General features: G+C 52.8%; 15 protein-coding genes. 4 read left to right on the top strand and 11 right to left on the bottom strand.

Features of this window, described 5'->3' with window-relative positions; translation table 11 throughout:
• Positions 1 to 99: 99 nt before the first annotated feature.
• Positions 100 to 2805: a TonB-dependent receptor domain-containing protein gene (locus ACO0LF_RS13725; RefSeq protein ID WP_423014781.1), complete on the bottom strand. Its 2706-nt coding sequence runs from the start codon at positions 2803 to 2805 to the stop codon at positions 100 to 102.
• A 247-nt stretch (positions 2806 to 3052) separates the two neighbouring features.
• Between ACO0LF_RS13725 and ACO0LF_RS13720 the strand changes: the two genes are divergently transcribed.
• Both ACO0LF_RS13720 and ACO0LF_RS13715 read left to right on the top strand, forming a co-directional pair.
• A complete protein-coding gene (locus ACO0LF_RS13720) occupies positions 3053 to 3772 on the top strand; it encodes a substrate-binding periplasmic protein (RefSeq protein ID WP_423014779.1) in 720 nt (239 codons plus the stop codon).
• A gap of 83 nt (positions 3773 to 3855) precedes the next feature.
• Positions 3856 to 4977 (top strand): DegT/DnrJ/EryC1/StrS family aminotransferase, encoded by a 1122-nt coding sequence (locus ACO0LF_RS13715; RefSeq protein WP_423014777.1) that lies wholly within the window; start codon positions 3856 to 3858, stop codon positions 4975 to 4977.
• A gap of 80 nt (positions 4978 to 5057) precedes the next feature.
• On the opposite strand, the gene ACO0LF_RS13710 is transcribed toward ACO0LF_RS13715, so the two are convergent.
• The 3 genes from ACO0LF_RS13710 to ACO0LF_RS13700 all read right to left on the bottom strand — a co-directional run bounded on the left by ACO0LF_RS13710 (position 5058) and on the right by ACO0LF_RS13700 (position 7807).
• On the bottom strand, positions 5058 to 6245 hold the full coding sequence (locus ACO0LF_RS13710) for a metallophosphoesterase (RefSeq protein ID WP_423014775.1): 1188 nt from the start codon (positions 6243 to 6245) through the stop codon (positions 5058 to 5060).
• 17 nt (positions 6246 to 6262) lie between these two features.
• Positions 6263 to 7285, bottom strand: coding sequence for a tetratricopeptide repeat protein (locus ACO0LF_RS13705; RefSeq protein WP_423014773.1), 1023 nt, complete (start codon positions 7283 to 7285; stop codon positions 6263 to 6265).
• A 171-nt stretch (positions 7286 to 7456) separates the two neighbouring features.
• The gene (locus ACO0LF_RS13700; RefSeq protein WP_423014771.1) at positions 7457 to 7807 is read right to left on the bottom strand and encodes a winged helix-turn-helix transcriptional regulator; all 351 of its coding nucleotides are present in this window, start codon (positions 7805 to 7807) and stop codon (positions 7457 to 7459) included.
• Positions 7808 to 7943: 136 nt separating this feature from the next.
• On the opposite strand from ACO0LF_RS13700, the gene ACO0LF_RS13695 reads away from it, so the two are divergent.
• Together ACO0LF_RS13695 and ACO0LF_RS13690 are read left to right on the top strand one after the other, a co-directional pair.
• Positions 7944 to 8498: a carboxymuconolactone decarboxylase family protein gene (locus tag ACO0LF_RS13695; protein ID WP_423014769.1), complete on the top strand. Its 555-nt coding sequence runs from the start codon at positions 7944 to 7946 to the stop codon at positions 8496 to 8498.
• A gap of 143 nt (positions 8499 to 8641) precedes the next feature.
• Positions 8642 to 9148: a Crp/Fnr family transcriptional regulator gene (locus ACO0LF_RS13690; RefSeq protein ID WP_423014767.1), complete on the top strand. Its 507-nt coding sequence runs from the start codon at positions 8642 to 8644 to the stop codon at positions 9146 to 9148.
• A gap of 52 nt (positions 9149 to 9200) precedes the next feature.
• On the opposite strand, the gene ACO0LF_RS13685 is transcribed toward ACO0LF_RS13690, so the two are convergent.
• The 7 genes from ACO0LF_RS13685 to ACO0LF_RS13655 form a co-directional block, all read right to left on the bottom strand.
• On the bottom strand, positions 9201 to 10337 hold the full coding sequence (locus ACO0LF_RS13685) for an HD domain-containing phosphohydrolase (RefSeq protein WP_423014765.1): 1137 nt from the start codon (positions 10335 to 10337) through the stop codon (positions 9201 to 9203).
• Entirely contained in the window at positions 10334 to 13459 is a 3126-nt protein-coding gene (locus ACO0LF_RS13680) for a response regulator (RefSeq protein ID WP_423014763.1), read from the bottom strand. Before ACO0LF_RS13680 ends, ACO0LF_RS13685 begins: the two co-directional genes overlap by 4 nt.
• Positions 13460 to 13870: 411 nt before the next feature.
• Positions 13871 to 14953, bottom strand: coding sequence for a DUF4272 domain-containing protein (locus tag ACO0LF_RS13675; RefSeq protein WP_423014761.1), 1083 nt, complete (start codon positions 14951 to 14953; stop codon positions 13871 to 13873).
• A gap of 327 nt (positions 14954 to 15280) precedes the next feature.
• Complete coding sequence (locus ACO0LF_RS13670; protein WP_423014760.1) at positions 15281 to 16102, bottom strand: substrate-binding periplasmic protein; 822 nt, start codon at positions 16100 to 16102, stop codon at positions 15281 to 15283.
• 201 nt (positions 16103 to 16303) lie between these two features.
• Positions 16304 to 16612, bottom strand: coding sequence for a single-stranded DNA-binding protein (locus ACO0LF_RS13665; RefSeq protein WP_423014758.1), 309 nt, complete (start codon positions 16610 to 16612; stop codon positions 16304 to 16306).
• 45 nt (positions 16613 to 16657) lie between these two features.
• A complete protein-coding gene (locus ACO0LF_RS13660) occupies positions 16658 to 20449 on the bottom strand; it encodes an AAA family ATPase (RefSeq protein ID WP_423014756.1) in 3792 nt (1263 codons plus the stop codon).
• Positions 20446 to 21684, bottom strand: coding sequence for an exonuclease SbcCD subunit D C-terminal domain-containing protein (locus ACO0LF_RS13655; RefSeq protein WP_423014754.1), 1239 nt, complete (start codon positions 21682 to 21684; stop codon positions 20446 to 20448). Before ACO0LF_RS13655 ends, ACO0LF_RS13660 begins: the two co-directional genes overlap by 4 nt.
• Positions 21685 to 21762: the final 78 nt, after the last annotated feature.

Raw genomic sequence — 21762 nt, 5'->3', positions numbered from 1 at the left:
AGAGCTTTGGCAGGGGCACTGCGCAGGTTGGTTTTCCATATGAAAAAGGGTGCGCATGGCGCACCCTCATGGATTGTTAATCTTTATCTGTTGAAATGATCAGGCCCCAAATTTGTAATTTACCTCCACCCAGCCCTGGCGACCAAATGGATTAAAAGAACCAATAGGGTAATTTGGCCAGCCGCCGCTCTCGTCGTACTTGATCTTGTTAAAGACATTGTTGACGATGACCGAGACGGTCAGGTTTTTATTCGCCTGGTATACCGTACTCCAGTTGGCGATGCCAGTAGGGGAAAGATAGTACTTGCCAGAACCGCTAGGTATCTTGCCGTAACGTGTCACAGTCAGGGTATTTGACCAGTCACCCTTATTCCAGTTGACGGTGGTGATAAGTTTATCGCGCCAGTCGCTATTGCCCAGATCGTTCAAGTCATCAAATAAAGCGTCGCCTTCAAACTGCTTGGATTTTTTACTCAAAACCTTGCTGTAGTTGGCTTTGACAACGAGACTGCCATAGTCGCTGGATTTCAATTGATACTTGCCACTGATATCGATGCCACTGGTCGCCTGATACGCTGCATTAATGGGGTTGACCCAAATTTCTTGTATCTCGCCAGCACGACTGAGCGCATCTTTGGGATAGCGCTTGATACGGCTAATGGTATCAGCACACTGGCTGGAATTGATGTCGCGTATGCCAGTGCGGCAATCGGCTTCATCACGCAGTAACTGGTCTGAGCTCAGGTTGACCACCATGTCGCTGATCTTGATATTCCAGTAGTCGAGCGAGACATCGAATTGATTATTCGGTGACCAGACCACACCCAGGCCCAGGGATTTGCCTTTTTCAGACTTCAGATCAGGGCTGCCGAATTGTACGTAATTAGCTCCTGGCGAATAATTCGCATAGTCGCAATCCTTAAGTTCCTGGCCTTCGGTTTTGCAGCGATAATAATCTGTGGTGCTGGAGTAATAGCCTGTGCCACGTGCCTTGAAGATGTAATTCATGTCTGGTGCACGGAAGCTGGTGGCATAGTTGGCGCGCAACAGCAATTCTGTAGTAGGGCGAATTTCCAGACCGCCGTTATAGGTCAGCTTGCCATCCTTGCGACCAGCGAACTGGTAATTATCATAGCGACCAGCCAGGCTGGCCGTGACTTCTTTCAGTACCGGTACATAAACTTCGGCACCGAGAGCATAGCGATCGCGTGAGCCATGCACATCATCTGACTTGGTAACGGTATTGAAGAGACCCTGATTGATTCTGGGGTCGGGCAGATTATCAAAGCTCTGGCGGCCTATCTCGGCGATACCGGCAGTTTTAATCGTACCTGCGGGCAGTTTCCAGAGTTCTGTATTCACAGCCAGGCTCAGGGTTTGTGTGCGCGAGCTGTCTGAGCTGCGCGATGTGCCGATGATTTGATCATATTCTGCAGGTGTCAGTCTTTGTGTCAAACGCTTGGGGTCAGGCGCATAGATGGCGATGCCGGCCTTGTCCAGCCCCAGTTTTGGTCCCAGAAAGAATTGGTCGATATTGGCCAGGGAACGTGGCACGACGTTTTCGCTGCGATAGCCTGAGGCGCTATAGGCCGCCTCATAATTCCATTGTGTACCGGGGATGACACCCTTGATACCCAGGTTGATACCAGCCGAGAAGTCATCCCAGAGACGGTTGAAACGGTTTATGCCATTGATTTCTTCTGGTGCCAATACCTTGCTCCAGGCTTCATAGGCATTACTGTTCTTATTCCAGAAATAGCTCTGGTTGGTAGAGGACGATGTCCAGCTGGGTGAGCGGGTATCATTTTCAGTCTTGTTCTTGCCCAGCAAAATATCGGCAAACAAGGTTGTGTCGGCATTCAAATCCAGATTGCTGCTCGTGAATAAATTCAGACTCTGGTTCTTGGTTTGCACTGACCAGTGCATGGGGCTCACGCGTGGGCTGGCGCAGTAGCTGCCTTTGCTGGTTTTATAGCTGATTTGTGTGCCTTCAAACAGATCGGCTAACTGGCTACAGGCGTCTCCCAGATCCAGGTATTTGCCAGACTTGATATCTTTGCGTATCAGCGTGCCACTGGGCGTGCTGCGTGTCGCCATGAAGTCGCGTTGAGTGGCACGCAGGGGTTCACGTTCGCTGTATTCAAGGCTGAAGAGATTGCGCAACTGATCCACGTTGGCGGTACCTGAAAATTGTACGCGCTTGTTGCTGCCGCCGCCGCGCTCAGTGTCACCGAGTCTGGCATTCAGGTTATAACCCTGGCTGTCTTTTTTCAGGATGATGTTCACCACACCGGCAATCGCATCCGAACCATAAATCGCTGATGCGCCGCCGTTCAAAATTTCGATACGCTCAACAATGTTAGACGGGATATTGGCCAGATTGGTAAAGTTGACCGTTCCTTCATAGGCGATAGGGAAATCGGCCATGCGCCTGCCATCCAGCAATATCAGCGTATGATTGGGTCCCAGGCCACGCAAGCTGATCGTATTGGCCGACGGCGTAAAGGTGTTACCAAAATCCTCACCCTGGGTAAAGCCGGAGTTTTGTACGGAATTATTTAACGCATCATAGACATTCTTGTAGCCTTGTTTGGTGATTTCTTCACCGGTAATGACAGTGATGGCTGCCGGGCCTTCCAGGCTGGCACGCGGGATGCGCGAACCAGTGATGACTACGGCTTCCGGTTTGCCATCTGTGGTTTGGGCATAAGCATTGTTGCTGACGGTCTGGCTGTAAAAAAGCGCCAAAAGACAAGCTGCTATGGGTTTCAGCGCAGGCTTGCGTTGACAGGTGTTGTTGTACATAAGTCTTCTCGAATAATGTTGGAAGACCGGAAAATATCAAGAATATATCTATAATAAAACGAATATATACGTATATCCACATGCATAGCTTGACTGGTATTAGCTTTCAGCCCCTAAGTTAAATTTATATTCCCATGGAAAATGTATGGCACACTGGCAAGAGTGGTATCCAGGTTAAAAAAACAGCATGCCCGTAGCAGCCGCCCATAAAATTGTCTATAGACTAATCAGCATTTTATTGTGCTGTATGTTCACTTTTCACAGCCATGCAGAGACGATCACTCTGGTGGGCGAGGATAGCTGGTATCCCTATTCTGCTGTCAAGGAGGGGCAGAATCGTGGTTTTGCGGTCGATGTCATCAAGGCGGCTTATGCGGCCGTCAAGATCGATGTCAAATTCATCTCTACCCCCTATTCACGCTGCCTGATGCTGGTACAAAGCGGGCAAGAGCTGGGCTGTTTCGACAGCCTCAAAGATGTCAAGCTGGAATCTGATTTTATCTTCCACAAAGAAGCCATCTTCAAGGCCAGTGTCGGCATTTACGCCAGGACCGATAGCCCGCAAAGCAGGCTCAACAAAATCAATGTACTGGAATTGCACAAATACGTCATTGGCGTCACGCATGGCTATACCTATGGTACGGCATTTGAAAAAGATAGCCGCATCGTCCGCGAACCTGCGCCGAATGATTTGTCCAATCTGCGCAAACTTATCCTGGGGCGTTCTGATTATTCCCTGATCTACACCCGCGTGGCAGACTATCTGACCAGCACCCACCCGGATGAATTCAAAGGGGCCATCCAGCAAGTGGGTATCCTGGTGGAAGACTATCTTTACGTCAGTTTTTCCAAACTGCGGCCAGAATCTGCCCGCTACGCTAATGCTCTCGATCAGGGCTTGCGCCTGATACGGGCGAATGGTGTGTATGCGGCGATAGAAAGAAAATGGGCCAGGCCCGAGCCTTGATGCCTGAACCGCATTAGTGGTCAGCATGTGAGGGAAATTCTTGCGCTACAATGGGCATCCATTTTTCTGCTCCATTATTTGCCATGACATCAGCTTACCGCAAGTTCGCCCAGCCACAATTATCCGAGGCCAGCATACAGGCTGTGGTCGAGGTGCTGCGTTCCAACTGGATTGCTACTGGCCCCAAGGTCGCAGAACTGGAGCTGGCACTCTCGCAGACATTTGGCAATCGCCCGACCAGGCTGCTGACCTCGGCCACCGGTGCGATGGAAGTTGCGCTGGCACTGTGCAATATTGGCGAGGGTGATGAAGTCATCACTTCAGCGCAGACTTTTTTCTCTGCCATGAACATGATCGTCAAATGCGGTGCCAAGCCTGTCTTTGTTGATTGCGACCTGGTCACCCGGGCTATCGATCTGGCCCAGGTCGAAGCCGCCATCACGCCCAAAACACGGGCCATCATGCCCACGCATTTTCCTGGCGCGCTGGGTGATATGGATGCACTGTATGCGCTGGCCAGAAAATATCAATTGCGTGTGATAGAAGATGCAGCCCTGGTCCAGGGTTCCACATGGCAGGGCCAGCCAGTAGGTTCATTTGGTGATATTGCCATCTTCAGCTTCCACCCAAATAAAAACATGACCACGATAGAAGGCGGTGCCATCGTCGTCAATGATGAGGCAGAAGCGCAACGCGTAGATATCTTGCGCTTTCACGGCATCAGCAAATTGCCAGACCAGACCCGTGATGTGGTAGCGGCCAGCGGCAAGTTCAATATGTCAGACGTTTCTGCCGTAATAGGCCTGCACCAGTTGACCCAGTTCGACGAGTTCATGGCACAGCGCCAGGTATTGGCCGAACGTTATTTCACCAGCTTTCCGCAAATTCCTGGCGTCGTATTACCACCGCAAGGCCAGCCCGGGCAGACCTGGGGTATGTTCTGCGTCCTCATCCCGTATGAAAACTTTGGCCTTACCCGCAGCAGTTTCCGCGCGGCCCTGCATGAGGCGGGCATAGGTACGGGTGTCTCTTATGAAGCCTGTCACCTGACTACCGTGGGCAAGAGTTTTGGCTATTGTGATGGCATGTTCCCGAATGCGGAACGCATCGCCCGCGAGACAGTGACCCTGCCTTTGCATGTGGGCTTGACAGTCGGGGATGTGGATGAGATTTGTGCGGTGCTGAAGAGTGTGTTGCTGGGGTGAGTAAGGGGACGCAATGCGTGTGGTAGCGCATTGCGTTGGTTCAGTTCGCTGTTAAGCTGTTTTATCTTTACTGCAAAGTTTCAATCCCCCACATCCTTACGCTTCTCCGGCGCGTCCGGCACCGCCACTCTTTGTCCATCCAGGCCTGCCTTACTGAGCTGACCTTTGTCCCAGAACAGCATTTCACCCTTGAGGCCGCCCTTGATGCCAGAGTCTATGGAAATGACTTTGCCCTGGTAGTGGAAATACACACCATCCATGGTGGTATGGCCGACGACGATGCGGCCAAGCTTGAGTTGCTGCAGGACTTTATCGAGATCATTTGCAGGCAGGACCGGGGCATGGAAATAGCCGCGATACCAGAGCGGCCCCACGCTGCCATACAGCCAGCTGAGTACATCATCAGTTTTGACTTCAGCCTTGCTCAGCCCCAGGGTTTGGCGATATTTTTCATTGATTTGCGGCAGGCTCATATTGAGGCTGACATAGTCGGGATGCAGGCCGCCATGCATGAACAGCATGTCGTTGACCTGGATGATGACAGGCTTGCTGCGCAGCCAGCGACCCAGCACGCTGCTATTGTCAAACATCTGCTGGTAGCTGGTATTCAAATGCTGGGCGACGCTCGCATATTTTTTATTCAGGTAGCGCACGTCACCCGCCATGGAAATGGCTTCATGGTTACCAAGCAGCAGGTGCACGGCACCGCCAGCGGCGCTGGCCTGGGCTTCCAGTGCATACAGTAGCCACAATGCCTCGGTGACCTGGGGGCCGCGGTCCAGCACATCACCCGTGATGACGAGGTGGCCTTTACCGAAAGTCCATTGCCATTCCTGGTTGATGATGCCGTTGGCCTGTAAAAGCTTGAGCATGAGCTCAAACTGTCCATGTATATCGCTGATGGCAGCGACTTTATCTGCCTTGAATTTGACGGTAAGCGGGAAGGCGGTCTCAGCCGGGCGTATTGTCAAGGCCTGGGGATAGCCACAGGGAGCAGGTAGCTTGACATGGGCGGACTTGGCAAAGCTTTGCTTGTGCAACTGGTCATTGCAGACCCAGCTGACATCCAGGCCAGCTTTGTCTGGCTGTGCTGGTGACTGGTAGACAGCGTAGGGGCCGTCATTGATGCCCGTGACATTAGTGACACTAGTGGCAGCAGTTTGTGCCTGCGCTGCGATCGTGAGTGCCAGGCTGCTGGCGATGGCAACCAGTCCGCGCAGCATGCTGACACGCAGGCGGGCTGGCGCTGAATATGAGAAGGCGCTCATGCATGGAAAATTCTTGTTTAGTTTTTCAAATAATAAACCTGGCCCTGGTAAATATCGGGCTTGGCTTGATCATTTTTCAAGGCAGGCAAGACCAGCTTGGGTGGCCAAGAACCGACTTGCCATTCACTCGACAAAGTCACGGCTTGCTGTATGTCTTCGGTTTTCAAACGAAATGCCAGGCCCAGTTTTTGTTTATTGGGCATGTCTTGCATTTCTTTTTCGGCATCAAGCTTGTCAGCGATGCTGAAATACAGATACGCGCGCGGCAAGTCTGGCGTGACGCCATTGCCTTCGCTATAGATATTGCCCAGCCAGGCAAAGGCACGGGCATGTCCCTGGCGGGCAGCTTGCGCCAGCAAGTTGATGGCGAGGTTGACATCGCGTGGCATGCTGTTGCCTGACAGGTATTGGGTCGCCAGGTAAGTCTGGGCCTGTGGATGCCCCTGGCTGGCGGCCTCACTGGCATAGATATTGGCGACACGCTGATTGACTTCTGTACCCAGGCCCAGGGCAAAAATGCGCGCCAGGCGGAACTGCGCTTCAGCTTCATGCTGGTCTGCTGCAGCTCTGTACAAGGCTGTGGCTTGTACCATGTCTTTGGGCAGACCCAGGCCCATTTCATGGCAGATACCCAGCGTCACCTGGGCGCTGGCTAGACCTTGCGCCGCAGCTTTTTGATACCAGCTGATGGCTTGCGCCATGTCTTTCTCTACCCCTACACCCAGGCGATAGCCTTCTGCCAGGTTGAATTGTGAACTGGCATTGCCAGCCTCGGCAGCCTTGTGGAACCAGGCCATGGCCTTGGCCTCATTTTTGTCCGGGCCTTTACCACTCAGGTACAGGCTGCCCAGATTGTGTTGGGCTGCTGCTTCGCCATTTTCGGCACGCTGACTCCAGTCCTGGAAAGCCAGTGCAAAATTACCTTCCCTGAAAGCAGCGGCTGCTACATCAGGTTTGGCAGGCGCGGCGGCAGTGACCGCAGCATTGGCTGTCATTAGCTGGGTAGCAAGGAGGGTGGCGACAAGTGTGGATTTCAACATGAGTGGCAATTAATTCGGCAGACTAAAACGGCAGACACCTGGATTCATTCCAGGATGGAAGCGCTAGTGTAATTCATCTTGTGCTGGACTGGTAAATTCAGTATTGAGCTTGGCATGCTGGTATGCCTCGGTGCGCGTGGCGCATCCCACTGGACGACAGCATGCTATCGCTTAGATATCCTCTAATTCTTCGCCATCCAGCAACTGCTGCCAATCCTCCGACCAAGCCAGCAAAGGCAGCATGGCCTGTACCAGGCTTAGTCCTGAAGGGCTGAGACAATAACCGCCTGTGGCCGCCATTTCTATGATGCGGGTTTCGCGTAGTTCGCGCAGACGCTGGTTCAGTACCGTAGGCGACATGGCGTCGCAACGATCGCGCAATTGCCGGAAACTCAGGGGCTCGCTGCGCAGCTCCCAGATCATGCGCAATGCCCAGCGCCTGCCCAGCAAATCCAGCAAAGCCATGATGGGGCGGCCACTCTGTGATCCTCGCACGGCTTGCCTGGGTTTTGGGGTAGTCATATTTTCTCCTTGCGCTACATTAAGTGTAGCGGTATGCTACGTAATTAGTAGCGAATAGCAGATATTACACTGCGGGGCAGATATGCGGGCAAATGCCTGGCTAGCCTGGCCGTGCATTTTTTTTCAGGAGAACTTGATGCCAATCACCAGAATTGCGCCACTAGAGCCACCTTATGAAGCAGAAGTCGCCGCAGCGTTTGAGCGTGTCATGCCACCCGGCATGCCAGCCTTGAAATTATTTCGTACCCAGGCGCATAACAAAAGAGTACTGCAACGCATGTTTGCCGGTAATTTGCTGGATAAGGGCAGTATTGATTTGCGCGAACGTGAATTGATTATCTTGCGCACATGCGCACGTTGCGGTTCTGAATATGAGTGGGGTGTGCATGTCGCCTTGTTCGCAGAAAAGGCCGGGCTGACGAAGGCGGACATCGCCGCCAGTCTGCGTGCCGACCCTGATCTTAGTCTATTGTCTGCCAAAGAAATTTTATTGTTCAAGACAGTCGATGAATTGCATGACAGCTCTGGCATCAGTGATGCTTTATGGATGGCATTGACCCATTATTACAATGCGGCACAGCTATTGGAAATCATCAACCTGACAGGCAGTTACCATACCGTCTCTTTCATTACCAATGCCGTGATTGTTGAACTGGAAAGCTTTGCCCCCAGATTTGCCGAGTTCAGATAAAGCGTGCGTCACAAATGTCACTGTTGCTGTGATCTGGATTGCGATAAACTATTCCTGCATCCCCATTCAGTTGCGTAGTCAGGTGTCGCTGTATGGGGCGCAATTTCCATGTCCTTGCAGATATTGACAAGAGCGGGTGCAAAATGAATGCAGATCAGGCTTTGGACGGTTTTCGTCTGGTGGGGATAGGCAGTGGATTCAAGAGCGAAGTTTGCGACATGATTGCCGAATCCCAGTTATTTGCCGATTTGGACTGGAAAGATATCCAGGCCCTGGCTGAGTATGTGCAATGCTATGAAGTTTCCAGCGGTACTGTGGTATTCAAGGAGGGTGAATCGGGTACCTATATGTTCTTGCTGGTGAAGGGCGAGGTTGAAATCCTCAAGACTGGCCAGGATGGTGTGTCGCACCGCATAGTCCTGGTTACGCATGGCAAGATAGTCGGTGAAATGTCCATCATCGATGGTGAAAAGCGTTCCGCAAGCTGCGTCGCCACCCAGACCAGTATTTTGCTCTTACTGACCAAAGACCACTATACCCGCATCATCAAGGAAAAGCCGGTGCTGGCCGTGCATATACTGGCAAGGCTGGCCAAGCTCATGAGCCAGCGTTTGCGCAGCGTGAGTGGGCAACTGGTTGAATATCTGTGAGCCCGACAGATAGTTGGTGGCAGGTTCAGGCCTCGCCGGGTCGGAAGTTATTTCATATTTCCCTGGATTTTCTTGCCACATCCTCGTCACTGTCTGCATACAGCTTGCCTATCTTTTGAAACTCATCGCTGATGAGTAAAAATGCATCGACCATGTCTGGATCAAAGTGACGGCCGCGGCCTTCTCTGATGATGTCCACTGCCTGCGTATGCGGGAAAGCTGGCTTGTAGACGCGCTTGGAGATAAGGGCGTCATACACGTCGGCAACGGCCATCAGGCGTGCCGGGACAGGGATATGATCTCCGGCCAAACCCAGGGGATAGCCGCTGCCGTCCCACTTCTCTTGATGACTATGGGCAATCTCTAGCGCGCAACGCAAAAAACTGCTGGGGGTATCCAGCAGTTTTTCTGCCGTGGCGATAGTGTCACGTCCAAGGACGGTATGGGTTTTCATGATCTCAAATTCTTCCGGGGTCAGCTGGCCGGGTTTGAGCAAGATACGGTCAGGGATGCCAACCTTGCCTATATCATGCAAAGGGGCAGACTTGAATAGCGTTTCTATCATGTCATCGCTGAGTATTTCACAAAATCGCGGATGTGATTGCAGGGTGTTGGCCAGCAGGCGCACGTAATGCTGGGTGCGGCGTATGTGGTTGCCAGTCTCATTGTCACGTGTCTCGGCCAGCGATGCCATGGCGATGATGGTGACGTCCTGGATGACTTGCACTTCACGGGTGCGGCGCTCGATTTCCTGTGATAAAAACACATTCCTGTCGCTTAAAAAATCTGCTGCCGCTTTTAGCTTCAGATGGGTCTTTACCCGAGCATGTACGATGGCAGGTGAAATGGGTTTGACGATGTAATCAACTGCACCTGCGTCCAGGCCAGCTTGCTCATCTTCCATGTCTGCCATCGACGTCAGGAAGATCACGGGAATTTCTGTAGTCCTGACGTTATTCTTGAGTTGACGGCAAACTTCAAGTCCACCTATGCCGGGCATCATGACATCGAGCAAGACCAAATCCGGCAAGGGCTGGCTGGCAAGGATTTCCAGCGCACGTTCTCCGCTATTGGCGACCTTGACGACATACTTGTCCTTGAGCAAGCCAGTCATCAGCGCGAGATTTTCAGGGGTGTCATCGACAATCAATAAGGTCTGCCGCTCACTTGCGGTGTACTTGGTATTCATGGTTCCTCCAAAACAATGGCAGGCTCGGTCGTGTTGTATTGCAATTGATCGAGGGCCGCAACAAAATCGAAATTGGTGATGGCCCGGTCAAACTCACGGGCCTTCCCATCAATAAACAAGCTGCTGATGTCTTTTGCATGTTCCAGGTAATAAGCCACCGCTTCGCCATCGCTATTGCGCAGCAAGGCCTGCAAGTGGCGCAAATGCTGTGCTGCATCTGTGGCCGTAGCTGCATTTGTAGCGACGCTGTGTACTGGCTGCACAGTGTTGCTCAGGGCGGTATTAAGTGTCGTCAGCGCGGACGCCATTTCGCGGTCGAAATACATAACCGCACTACCGAGTTCGCTACGTGAACGTATCGCATATTCAAGCGCAGTGGCGGCAGTCTGCAGATTGCGCAAGCCTGTAGAGCCAGCCAGACCCTTCATGGTATGCGCGATACGTTCGGCGGTTTGCAGGTCACTGGCTTGCAATGCTGCTGCCAGGCGTGCTGTGGCGTCGGCTTCCTTGTCGGTAAATTGCCGCAACAGGCTTTCATACAACTGCAAATTACCACCGGTATGTCGCAAGCCTGAGACTTGATCCAGTCCATCGACATGCGGGAGCATGCTGTGCTCCTCTTGCTTGGGCTGTATTGCGACTGCAATGCTGGTGGTGTCCGTCACTTTGATCCAGCGGGCCAGGGTCTCGAACATGGATGGTGGGTCTATCGGTTTGACGATATGATCGACCATGCCAGCCGCCAGGCAGCGTTCGCGCTCTACATCCAGGGCGTGCGCAGTCATGGCGATGACAGGCAGGTGAGCAAAGCGGCCATCGGCACGTATCAGCTTGGCGGCCTCTATGCCATCCAGCTTGGGCATTTGCACATCCATCAAGACGGCGTCATACACTGTAGGACCTGCAGCCTTGAGCATGTCAATTGCCTGCTGGCCATCGCTGGCAATATCTATCTGGGCACCGGCACTTTCCAGCAATTCTGTGGCAATTTGTTGATTGATTTCATTATCTTCCGCCAGCAATAATCTCACGCCGCGCAGTACGGGAGCGGCATCAAGAAAGCGCATGGACTTTTGCGACATGCCAGCTTGCAATCCAAACAAACCCAGGATGGTATCGAGCAGTGACGACTGGCTGACAGGTTTGACGAGGAAGGCATCGATTCTTGCCTTCTCGCTTTGGGCACGTACATCGTCTTTGCCAAAAGCGGTCACCAGGACGATGCGTAACCTGATACTCAGGCTTTTCAGGCGCCGGGCTGTTTCTATACCATCCAGTTTTGGCATTTGCCAATCTATAAAGGCGACATCGAAGGGATGGTCCAGCTCCGCCTGTTGCACTGCTGTGATGGCATCTTGCCCGGAAGCGACTGTGCTGACGGCAAATTCCAGGGCATTGAGCTGGGTCGACAGAATTTCACGGGCAGAAGCATTGTCGTCCACGACCAGCATGCGCAGGCGCTTGAAGTCTTCCGGTAGCGACTGGCGGTGTTGCGGCGCTGCCGTTGACAGCCCCAGCCATATGGCAAAACTGAAATTGCTGCCGCGCCCAGGCAAAGAATCTACCTGTATCACACCACCCATGAGTTCGACCAGGCGTTTGGCGATCATCAAGCCCAAACCGGTGCCGCCATATTTGCGGGTGGTTGAGCCATCTGCCTGGGTAAATGCCTGGAATAAACGTGCCAGTTGTTGTTCATTCATGCCTATGCCGCTATCACTGACCGCAAAGCGCAACTGCAATTTGTCACCAAATTGTTCCAGTTTGCGCACAGCAATAGCAACTTGCCCTTGCTCAGTAAATTTGACCGCATTATTGACCAGATTGACCAAGATCTGGCCCAGGCGTAACTGGTCACCGATGAGTTGCTGCGGGATATCAGGTGCAATATCGATGAGAAATTCCAGACCCTTGTCAGCGGCTTTTTTTGCTACCAGGGACGAGACATGTTCCAGCACTTCATCCAGGGGAAAATCTTCTGCTTCCAGGTCCAGTTTGCCTGCTTCGACTTTGGAAAAATCAAGTATGTCATTGATGATGCCCAGCAATGAGGTACCTGCATTGTGGATCTTGGCAACATAGTCGGCTTGCCTGGCAGTGAGCTCAGTTTTTAATGCCAGGTAAGACATGCCGATGATGGCATTCATGGGAGTGCGTATCTCGTGGCTCATATTGGCCAGGAACATGGATTTGGCTTGCGTCGCCTGCTCGGCGACGTCCTTGGCCTCATGCAATTCTTCGTGGGCTTGCGCCAGCCGCACATACAGCATGCCATTTTCGAGCAGCAGCACGACCAGCACGAAGTTGGCTGCCAGCAAGCCATAGATGCGGCCAGCATAAAACCCCAGATCAAAACGTCCACCATTGAGGACAGCTGAGAGTGCGATGTCAAACAGCCAGGAAATCATCACCACCATCAGCCACAGATCAAGCACGGTACTGGGCTGGCGTCGCCACAGCAAGAGCAGTGCTACCAGGCTCAGTATCCAGACGCAGGAGACGGTCGCGAGCATGACAGATGTATGCTGGTTGCCCTGCATGATCCTGGGCAAATAGTCTTGCCCTGCCGTGGTCAGCAGCGTGAAGCCGCAGACCGCGGCAATCACGGCGATGCTGCTTGCCAGCACCAGCGCGCCAGCATGCAGGCGCTCCCGAGCATGGCCTGCAGGCTCCTTGTAAAGTGCATAGGCAATCACGATCAAGGGGAAGCCACCATGCCACAGCATATACATCCAGGCCGTAGTTTGCGGGCCGGCACCCAGCAAACCATGCTCGGCAAACAGGCCAGGAAAACTCAGTGCATGCACTACTGCCATGGCTGCCGTAAACAAATAGGCACTGGCCAGTATCAGTAAGGCCCTGGACTTTAAAATCCCGAACTGACTATAGAGTAAGACGGCAGTCACCAGATCGCTGACAACCAGCGCAGCCTGGTAGGCTGGAATAAAAGCCCAGACCTTGGTCAGCGCCTGCTTGGCGTATGGCACTATGGCAGCAAAGATCAGTGTAGAAACAAGGATGACCGCCAGCGCAAGGCGGCGCTGGGTCAGTGTTGCAGGCATCGTGGACAAGAATACAAAATTCTTGTCGGCCACTGGCTGCGTCCTTTCTGTCAGCACCATTGGCTCCCCAAATGAGCTTGTGACGACTCTTGATGACGGGGCAGTTTGCTCATCACACTAAGCATGAAGGGCAGCCCTGTTGCCTTGAATAAGCCCCGAGCTCGAATGATGATCTGGAGTTGTTAGCAGACTATGGCAAACATATCAGTGCAGCAGGCTAACAGTGAACACCATCAATTTCTTCACTCAGGATTGCGTTAAAAATTAAGCAATATCCATCTTATTCATTGTAGAAATGGTATTTCAATAATGCAAGCTGGGCTTGCACCTGGGCCTGGAGAATGTGGTGATTCTGGCAGTGAAGCTGGGCTACTGACAGTGAAATTACCAGGGTTGCATGCTTGTGCAGGAGCTAAACTGCATATCAGTTGCCTGCGAGCAGCATGCCATTCATATGCGAGCAGACCGGCCCTAGGTAGGCGTATCTACCTCGTCCCACTCAGCGTTTTCAAAGTTCACCAGCCAGTTCAAGGCATAATGTCTTTCATAGATGACACCGGCATCCAGGTCTTGCGGCAGCATCTCTTTCTTCATCCTGGCCTGACGTATCAGCCAGTGCAGGCGATAATGCAAGTCCAGGGCATCGAGTATCTGGCTGGCCGGACGCGTGCTGGCTTTTGCCAGTGTGTCTTCGAAATCCAGATTCATCATGGTACGGGCGATTAGCGGCACATCGCAAATCGCATCGGTAAATACCAGTTCGTCCTGCAAGCCCAATACCCATTCCAGCACATACAGGGATTCATAACGCCAGGCAAACTGCGGCAGGACATCATCCCCAGGCTCTTCTGTTTCCAGGAACTCACGCTCGCTGGGGGATAACCAGGCATGCACCTGCGGGAAGCGCTCAGTCAATTCATGCGAGGGTATGGGCTGATGGGTAGCCACTGATTCTGCACGCAAGGCAACCACGTACAAAGCCAGCGCCCGCCCCAGTATTTCTGCGACCGGGCGCAATTGCAATTCTCTTTCGCTGACCAGTGGTGGTAAGTGCGCAGGGACAGCGATGCCTTTATCCGTCAGAAAATTATCGGTACGGGTTTTTCTTTGCCAGGCCAGCGCAGGATAAGGGACGGCAGCACCGGTTTCCATACCGCCGTCTGTCGCAGCCAGCAAGACAAAGCCATGCGGGTCACGGATATCACCATCAGGCATGAATACGATGGCATTGGCCGCCACAGCCCAATCAGAAAAGGCATCCAGCTGGCTCTCATCTATCCACAGGCTGACTTGCTGCTGTACGCGCTGTATATGGCGCATTACATGATAACGCTGATGCGTCATTTGCCCATCGCCACGTTTGAGCACATAGCCGATAAAGCCTTGCAGGTGCTCATGCATTTCAGGGTCATGCAAATCGCGCAGGCTATTCAATTGATGGGGGAAATTCAGCGCCGGTATTTGTGCGCATGTGCAATAAGCATTGATCAAAATACTGCTGGCACTGTTGATATCTATCTCTTGGGCAAAGTCAGATGCTGCCGTGCTTTCCACTACATTTGATGTAGTTTCATTGACAGGTTTTCCGGAAATTATATTCTTTAAAATTTTCAGCATGATGTGGATAGAAAATGAGCCAGTATTGCCATGCTGAAGGCTGATTTTTGTAGATCTGCTCTATCATGGCACGCCAGGAAAGGCGGTAGGATAAGAGCAAAGTATAAGCAGGGGGAGTGCTTTTACAAGTCGAAACAGAATTGGGCTGGGGCAATGGAAATGCTCAAAAATATCCACAATGCTTGACGTCAAGCAGGACAACATAGTCTAGCAATGAGAAGTGCACAGATAAAGACCGCAGATAAAGACCGCAGATGTTGGCATTCAATGCCCACCCTCAACTCTAAACACTTCCACCGGCGGTGCTTCACCCGGCAACCACTTTTGATGGATCTTTTGAAAGCTGCCATCCTTCTTCATTTGCCGCAAGGCGTTTTCCCACAGGCTGATCGTCGCTGCCGGGGTTTTTAAAGAAAAGGCCAGATACAATTCCAGGCTGTCGAGTACCATGACTTCTTCTACATCCGCAGCAGTGCGGCCACTTTCCTGCAAGATGGAATTCACGGCAAGGCTGCCTTCTACCCACAGATCAAAGCGATAGGCAAACAGCATCTTCGATGAATTCAATGGTGAATCGGCCTGCGCCAGATTGATAAAGCCTTTCTTCTTGGCGGCATCGGCAAAGATGCTGCCGCGATAGGCACCGACCGGTAATTTGTAGATATCGTTATCCAGCGCCTTCAGCCGCGCAGCCTCGCCCTTGCGGGTGTAGACGGCAGTTTTTGAAATGGCGATAGGCCCCAGCATATGCATGAGTTTTTCACGCTCGGGCGAGCGGCCCAGGCTGAACAACAGCACGCTTTCATCTTCCAGCACAGCCTTATAACCGCGTGCCCAGGGCACCAGTTGTATGCTTTCCTTGCTACCGGTCAGCGTCTGCAAAGCCTTGACCATGTCCACTGCCATGCCATCAATACCCGTCTTGGTCTTGAAGTTCATGGGTGGCCAGTCTTCAGTGTAGATACTCAGTTTTTGCGCTTGCGCCATAGTGCCGGACAGGCATAGCAGACAAACCAGTATCAGCGCGAATAGCCTTGGCAAGCAAGCTGGCTGGCAAGGCAGAGATGAGCGGACAGGAGCTGGCATGTTTCCCCTTGGATACAGTAAGCCTGAGCATGAACATATCCTGAATAGTACGCCCGTGCCTGAAGCTGGCAAATGCCCTTGTGGCTTTTTCCTGATCCAGGAAACGATGTTTTACTTTATTCTTGTCTGAATTGCATGTGACTGGCTTGGTAAGGGCTTAGCTTACCGCGCAGGAACAGAGAGCCAAAGCCAAAGCCAAAGCTAAGTCAGGCGATCCAGGTGAGCTGTGATGGCCGCATGAGCGATCAAATCCAGGGCTGGCCTGGATTTACCCTGTTTATCTGTCCACACCTTGGGTGTCAATGCGCCCGACAAGGACAGGCTGTCGCCATCGCCCAGGGCCAGTAAAGTCTCGCGCACCTTGTCATTGAAGGCGATGACATTGCAGATGATGAAATCACCATCATCCGTGGATGCCTTCACCTTGCAGGTGACATACACAGAACCATTTTGTCCTGCGCGTTCTTCGACCTGGCCATAAATACGTCCGGCGATGAGTGCGTCTATCATGATATTTTTCTTTGTTATTTGAATTCTATACGGCGCTTGCCGTTGTTAAGCCACGCGCACCAGGCTACTGCCACCTGCCGCTCTTTGCACCAGTATACGGGTTGAGATGCGTTCCGTCATTTCCTGCACATGCGATATGACACCGACCTTGCGGCCCTGGGCTTGCAGGCTGTCCAGGGCATCCATGGCGATGCTGAGCGTATCCACGTCCAGGCTGCCGAAACCTTCATCGATAAACAAGGACTCGACCTTGACGCGATTGCTGGATAGTGAAGCCAGGCCCAGCGCCAGCGCCAGCGATACCAGGAAGGATTCACCACCAGACAAGGAATACACAGAGCGACGTTCATCCCCCATGTCCTGGTCCAGCACCATCAATGCCAGGCTGTCGGTGATGCGTTGCAGGCGGTAGCGGCGTGATAACTGTTGCAAATGCTGGTTGGCATAGGCCAGCAAGACATCCAGCGTGGTTTGCTGGGCATAGTTGCGGAATTTCTTGCCATCGGCAGCACCTATGAGTTCATTCATTTGCGCCCAAAGCCTGGTGCTGGCTTCCTGTTCCTGCATACTCAGTATCAGGGCATGGGCTTGCTGGTGGCGTGCATCATCTTGCGCCAGGATAAGCTGGTGTTTGCTGCATTGCTGCTGTGCTTGCCGGTGTTCAACCTGTAATTTATCCAGCAGGGTTTGCAGTTGATCTTGCTGGTCTGCCACTTGCGCATCTGCTGACGCTTCAGCGGGGATATCCAGCATGTCGAGGGCAGCTGGAATTTGCTGCTGATGCTGTAATCTTTGCTGGCAGCGCTCTTGCAATATCGTCGCCGCTTGTTGACTGGCTTCGGCCAGGGTTTGCAGTGCCTGGCGTTCCGCCTTGAGCCAGTCTGCATCATGACTGAGCAAGCTGCGCAAATCAGTGAGTGTCAGCGCGTCTTCTTGCGCGTCTGCCTGCTCTGCCAGCCATGCCTGTAGTTGCTCATGTGTTGATTCCAGGGCCGCCTGGTCCTGCTTCAAACGCTCACGGCCGAGTCCCAGCATTTCCGTCAGACGCAGCATTTGCTGGCGGCTGGCATCATGGGCCTGGTTTTGCTGGCTGACTTGCTGCTTCGCATGCCTGATTGCGGCAGTTAATTCAGCTTCCACAGCTTGCACAGCATGGCCGCCAAACAGTTGCGATCTCTGTGCTTGCTTTTGCCTGAGTTCAGTATCAAGGCTGCCAAATTGCGTGCTGGCTGCAAGTGCCTGTTCTTCAGCCTGCAATTGTTGTGCAGCAAATTGCCTGACTTCCATCTGCGCGCTGGTGATGGCTTGCGTCAATTGTGTATGGCTGTTTTGCTGTGTCTGCCATTGCTGCGCATGGCGCGCGCAATTTTGCTGGAACTCTTGCGGCGCTGCTTGCCAGGCGTCTCGCCAGTGATTGCTATCATCGCCATCATCTGCCTGAGCAGGGAAAGCGGCTTCCAGTTCATCGAGTGCATCGCTCAATTGCTGGCGTGATTGCGCTGCCTGTTGCTTGAGATTATCCTGTTCAGTTTCTAGTTTCTCCAGCATGGCCATGGCATGCACATGCGCATCTTTGAGAGTTTGATGCTGGAGCCTGGCTTGTTCCCATGCCAGTTGCGCGGCATCCCTGGCTTTGATGGCCAGATGGCTGGCGCTCTCATTCGTGAGTAGTTGTGCCTGCTCTTGCTGCGCGTCTGCATGCGCTTGTTCCAGCCATGCCTGAACATCTGCATTTCCCTCGGATTCTGCTGCCAGCGGATGCTGTTGCCATTGCTGCTCCAACTTGCTGAGATTGTCGCGCAGTTGCTGCAGTTCGGCAGTTTGCGTCTCAATTTGCCTGCTTTGTTGCTGCCCCAGACTGTTGGCGGTGGCGAATTGCTGGTGCGCTTCTTGTTCTGCCTGGCGACATTGTTGTACCTGCAGTTGCAATTGCCCCAGCAGCTTGTGCAATTGCGGGTCCTGGCTTTTATACGGGTGCTCATGCGAGCCGCAGACCGGGCAGGGGGCATCCTCTTGTAAATTGGCGCGCAGGTCTTCTACGCTGGCATTGCAGGCCGCCTGCGCTAATTGCCAGCCTTGTTCTGCCTGTGCCAGGGCCGCAGTCAAGGCCGGTAATTGTTGCTGCGCTGTCGCAGCTGTACGCATAGTCACTTGCCAGGTTTGCTGCAAGCGGCTTAATTGCGCCTCCAGCGTCGTTGCGCGATTGCACTGCTCCTGTAAATTGAGTTGCAGAGTGCTGGCACTGCTTAATTGTTGTCGTCTGTTGTCGACTTGCTGGCGCTGCGCTTGCAACTTGACTATGTCATATTGGCTTAGCGATGCAGTGCTTTGCTGGCGCAAGGTCTCGGCGTTTTGCAAGCTAGCTGCACTGGTTTGCAATTTGCCTGTCTGGGTTTGCAGTAATTGTTCCTGATTCTTGCTTTTGCCATGCAGCTCAGTGAGTTGCAGGCGCAGGTTTTGCTGTTTGCCATACAGATTCGTGGCTTGCTTCAGCAATTGCTCCCACGCTGGCCAGTTCATGGCCAGGCTTTGCAGGCTTTCATGTTGTTCCAGCCATAGTATATTTTCTTGCTGTTTCTTTTTTAGCTGCAATAATTCTTCTTGCTTGTTTTTGTGTTGCTGGCCGACTTTGAGCAAGCTCTCTTGCGCCTGGGTTTTTGCTATGTGTGCAGACTGATGGCTGGTTTGCAAAATGCTGATACCGGCATCCAGAGCTTTGGCCGTATCCAGGCTTGCAGTGGCGGTAGCTTGCGCTTGCTCGGCTTGCAGTAACTTGCTTTGCGCCAGTGCCGCGGCGAGCTGCATGGCTTGCTCGGCTTGCACGGATGTTTGCAGTTTTTCTTCGGTCTCACCCAGATGCAACTGGCTGCTCTTGATGGCTGATTCCAGTCGCGTTTGTTCCAGCAGCAAAGGTCGGGCGGTTTGTAAGGCATCAATTTTATGCACATATTCCAGCCGTGGCTGGGCTGCGGCCAACTCTTGTTCGCGCATTGCTACAGTGTTGATGGCGGCTTGCACGCTGGCTTCTAGCTTATGTTCTTCCTGATGCCATTGCAGATGGGTTTTGATTGCGCCAAGGCGGGTGTCCAGCTGTAATAACTGTTGGCTGGCTTGCTGCAATTCTGCCTCTTGCAGCTGACGTTCTTCCGTACTCAGGGGTTTATTATCGGCCAGTCTGAGATGAAATCTGTCCAGAGCTTCATTTTCCAGTTTGGCACGGGCAAAAGCACGTTTCGAAATTTGCCCGTAGATGAGGCTGCCCGTCAGGGTTTCCAGCAACTCACCGCGGTCGCCATCATCTGCTTTCAAGAAGCTGGAAAATTCATTTTGTGCGAGCAGCACTGCCCGGGTGAATTGTTCAAATTCCAGACCCAGTCGCTTGACGATTTCCAGCTTGACCTCGGTCTTGGTGCCGCCTATCGGGAGCAATGCGGGCAGTTCTTTTAAACTCATGCTGGGTGACTGCAGTTTGCCGCCTGGCTTTCCATAAGAGCGCCTGACCATCCAGCGTGCGCGGTAGGATTTACCATCGGTGCCAACAAAATCAACTTCGGCATAGCCATCAGCCGTACCCCGGCGCAAGAGATTACCGGTATCTTGCTGGGAAATCAGTTCACCGCCATCCGGCAGGTTTTTTCCCATACTCGCTTTGACCAGGCGCGGGGTATCGTCATACAAGGCCATGCACATGGCATCAAGCAAAGTACTTTTACCAGCCCCGGTAGGACCACTGATGGCGAAGAGTCCGGCAGATTGCAAGGGTTCTTGCTCAAAGTCGACTACAAATTCACCCGCGAGTGATGCCAGGTTTTTGCCGCGTATGGCCAATATCTTCATAGCCCATCCTCGCGGCTCAGCAATAATTCATGAAAGGCTTGCAGCATATTGTCCGGGGTCGCTTGCTGGTATTTATCCTGATACAGACGCTGGAAAATATCTTCTGGCTGGAATTTTTCCAGGCTGGCCAGTTCAATATCTGCCTGGCTTTGCTCAGACCTGGTTTTGCTGGCAAAGCTGGTATCGATTTTTGCAAGGCGTACTGGCTTGCCTTCAAGCGCGGCTTCTATGCTGGCGCGCAAACCTGGCTCTGGCGCATCGAGCCTGACGCGCACTTCCAGGTAAGGGTAATAACTGGCGTCGGTTTGCACAGGCAAATCCAGGTGCGTTAACGCTGCCAGCACGGTGGCCAGTGGTGCGGGCTGTCTCGGTATGCGCAATAATTCTATGGCACGCGGCACATACAGAGGCGTGATCTGGCTGACTTGTTCACCCAACAGATCCACACATAAAACTTGATGCTGATAATCTACTTCTGCAAACGACATGGGCAGGGGGCTGCCGCAATAACGTAAATGTTCTTGCTTGCCGACTTTTTGCGCCATATGCAAATGGCCCAGGGCGGCGTAGGCGATATTGCTATCAAAGATATTTGCTGACAAGGCCTCCGTCCCACCAATGACGATGCGCCTTTCTGAATCTTCAGAAATCTCACCGCCTACCATATGGCAATGGCCCATGGCGACGATGGCCTGACCAGGCTGGCGCAGGCTCAGTGCATATTGCATGGCATCTGCATATAAGCGGGCGATACCCGCCATGTAAGGATCACCGGTAGTTTCTACTCGGGGCACATCGCCAGGACGCAGGAAAGGGATGGCCAGGCACCAGGCCACGACTTCACCAGCACGTCGTAAGGGCAGCACCAGTCTGGTGATATCGATGTTGCCATCTGCCATGCGTGGTACAAAGCCAATGATGCTGACGCCCATGACATCCAGCAAAGGCGCTGGTGCTTCCAGCCTGCCGGGAGAATCATGATTGCCAGCGATGATGACAATATTTAAGTCTGGCAGCGTGTTTCTGGCCTGCTGCAAAAAACGGTAAAACTGTTTTTGCGATGCGGCGGAGGGATTGGCATTGTCGAAGATATCGCCCGCTATCAGCAGGGCATCGGCTTTTTGTTCTTGTAGTGTAATGCACAGCCAGTCAAGAAAATGCTGATGTTCCAGCCCGCGTTCGGCGCTATGCAGGGTTTGGCCAAGGTGCCAGTCTGAAGTGTGGATGAAGCGCAAGTGAAGTCCTTAGCCTATGCTTGTGTAGGTGTTAAGCAGGGCAAGTGTAAACGTTTTTACATGGGGATGAAACTTGAT

The sequence above is a fragment of the Undibacterium sp. Di27W genome, assembly GCF_049340345.1.
In the GTDB taxonomy this organism is placed as follows: Bacteria; Pseudomonadota; Gammaproteobacteria; order Burkholderiales; family Burkholderiaceae_D; genus Undibacterium.
Note: the sequence above shows the minus strand (reverse complement) of the source record. Positions and strands in the feature narration are given on the sequence as shown.

Excerpts from the sequence above, each read along its gene's own strand:
- ACO0LF_RS13725 (WP_423014781.1), bottom strand. The coding sequence starts at position 2,805 with ATGTACAACAACACCTGTCAACGCAAGCCTGCGCTGAAACCCATAGCA.
- ACO0LF_RS13720 (WP_423014779.1), top strand. The coding sequence starts at position 3,053 with ATGTTCACTTTTCACAGCCATGCAGAGACGATCACTCTGGTGGGCGAG.
- ACO0LF_RS13715 (WP_423014777.1), top strand. The coding sequence starts at position 3,856 with ATGACATCAGCTTACCGCAAGTTCGCCCAGCCACAATTATCCGAGGCC.
- ACO0LF_RS13710 (WP_423014775.1), bottom strand. The coding sequence starts at position 6,245 with ATGAGCGCCTTCTCATATTCAGCGCCAGCCCGCCTGCGTGTCAGCATG.
- ACO0LF_RS13705 (WP_423014773.1), bottom strand. The coding sequence starts at position 7,285 with ATGTTGAAATCCACACTTGTCGCCACCCTCCTTGCTACCCAGCTAATG.
- ACO0LF_RS13700 (WP_423014771.1), bottom strand. The coding sequence starts at position 7,807 with ATGACTACCCCAAAACCCAGGCAAGCCGTGCGAGGATCACAGAGTGGC.
- ACO0LF_RS13695 (WP_423014769.1), top strand. The coding sequence starts at position 7,944 with ATGCCAATCACCAGAATTGCGCCACTAGAGCCACCTTATGAAGCAGAA.
- ACO0LF_RS13690 (WP_423014767.1), top strand. The coding sequence starts at position 8,642 with ATGAATGCAGATCAGGCTTTGGACGGTTTTCGTCTGGTGGGGATAGGC.
- ACO0LF_RS13685 (WP_423014765.1), bottom strand. The coding sequence starts at position 10,337 with ATGAATACCAAGTACACCGCAAGTGAGCGGCAGACCTTATTGATTGTC.
- ACO0LF_RS13680 (WP_423014763.1), bottom strand. The coding sequence starts at position 13,459 with ATGGTGCTGACAGAAAGGACGCAGCCAGTGGCCGACAAGAATTTTGTA.
- ACO0LF_RS13670 (WP_423014760.1), bottom strand. The coding sequence starts at position 16,102 with ATGCCAGCTCCTGTCCGCTCATCTCTGCCTTGCCAGCCAGCTTGCTTG.
- ACO0LF_RS13665 (WP_423014758.1), bottom strand. The coding sequence starts at position 16,612 with ATGATAGACGCACTCATCGCCGGACGTATTTATGGCCAGGTCGAAGAA.
- ACO0LF_RS13660 (WP_423014756.1), bottom strand. The coding sequence starts at position 20,449 with ATGAAGATATTGGCCATACGCGGCAAAAACCTGGCATCACTCGCGGGT.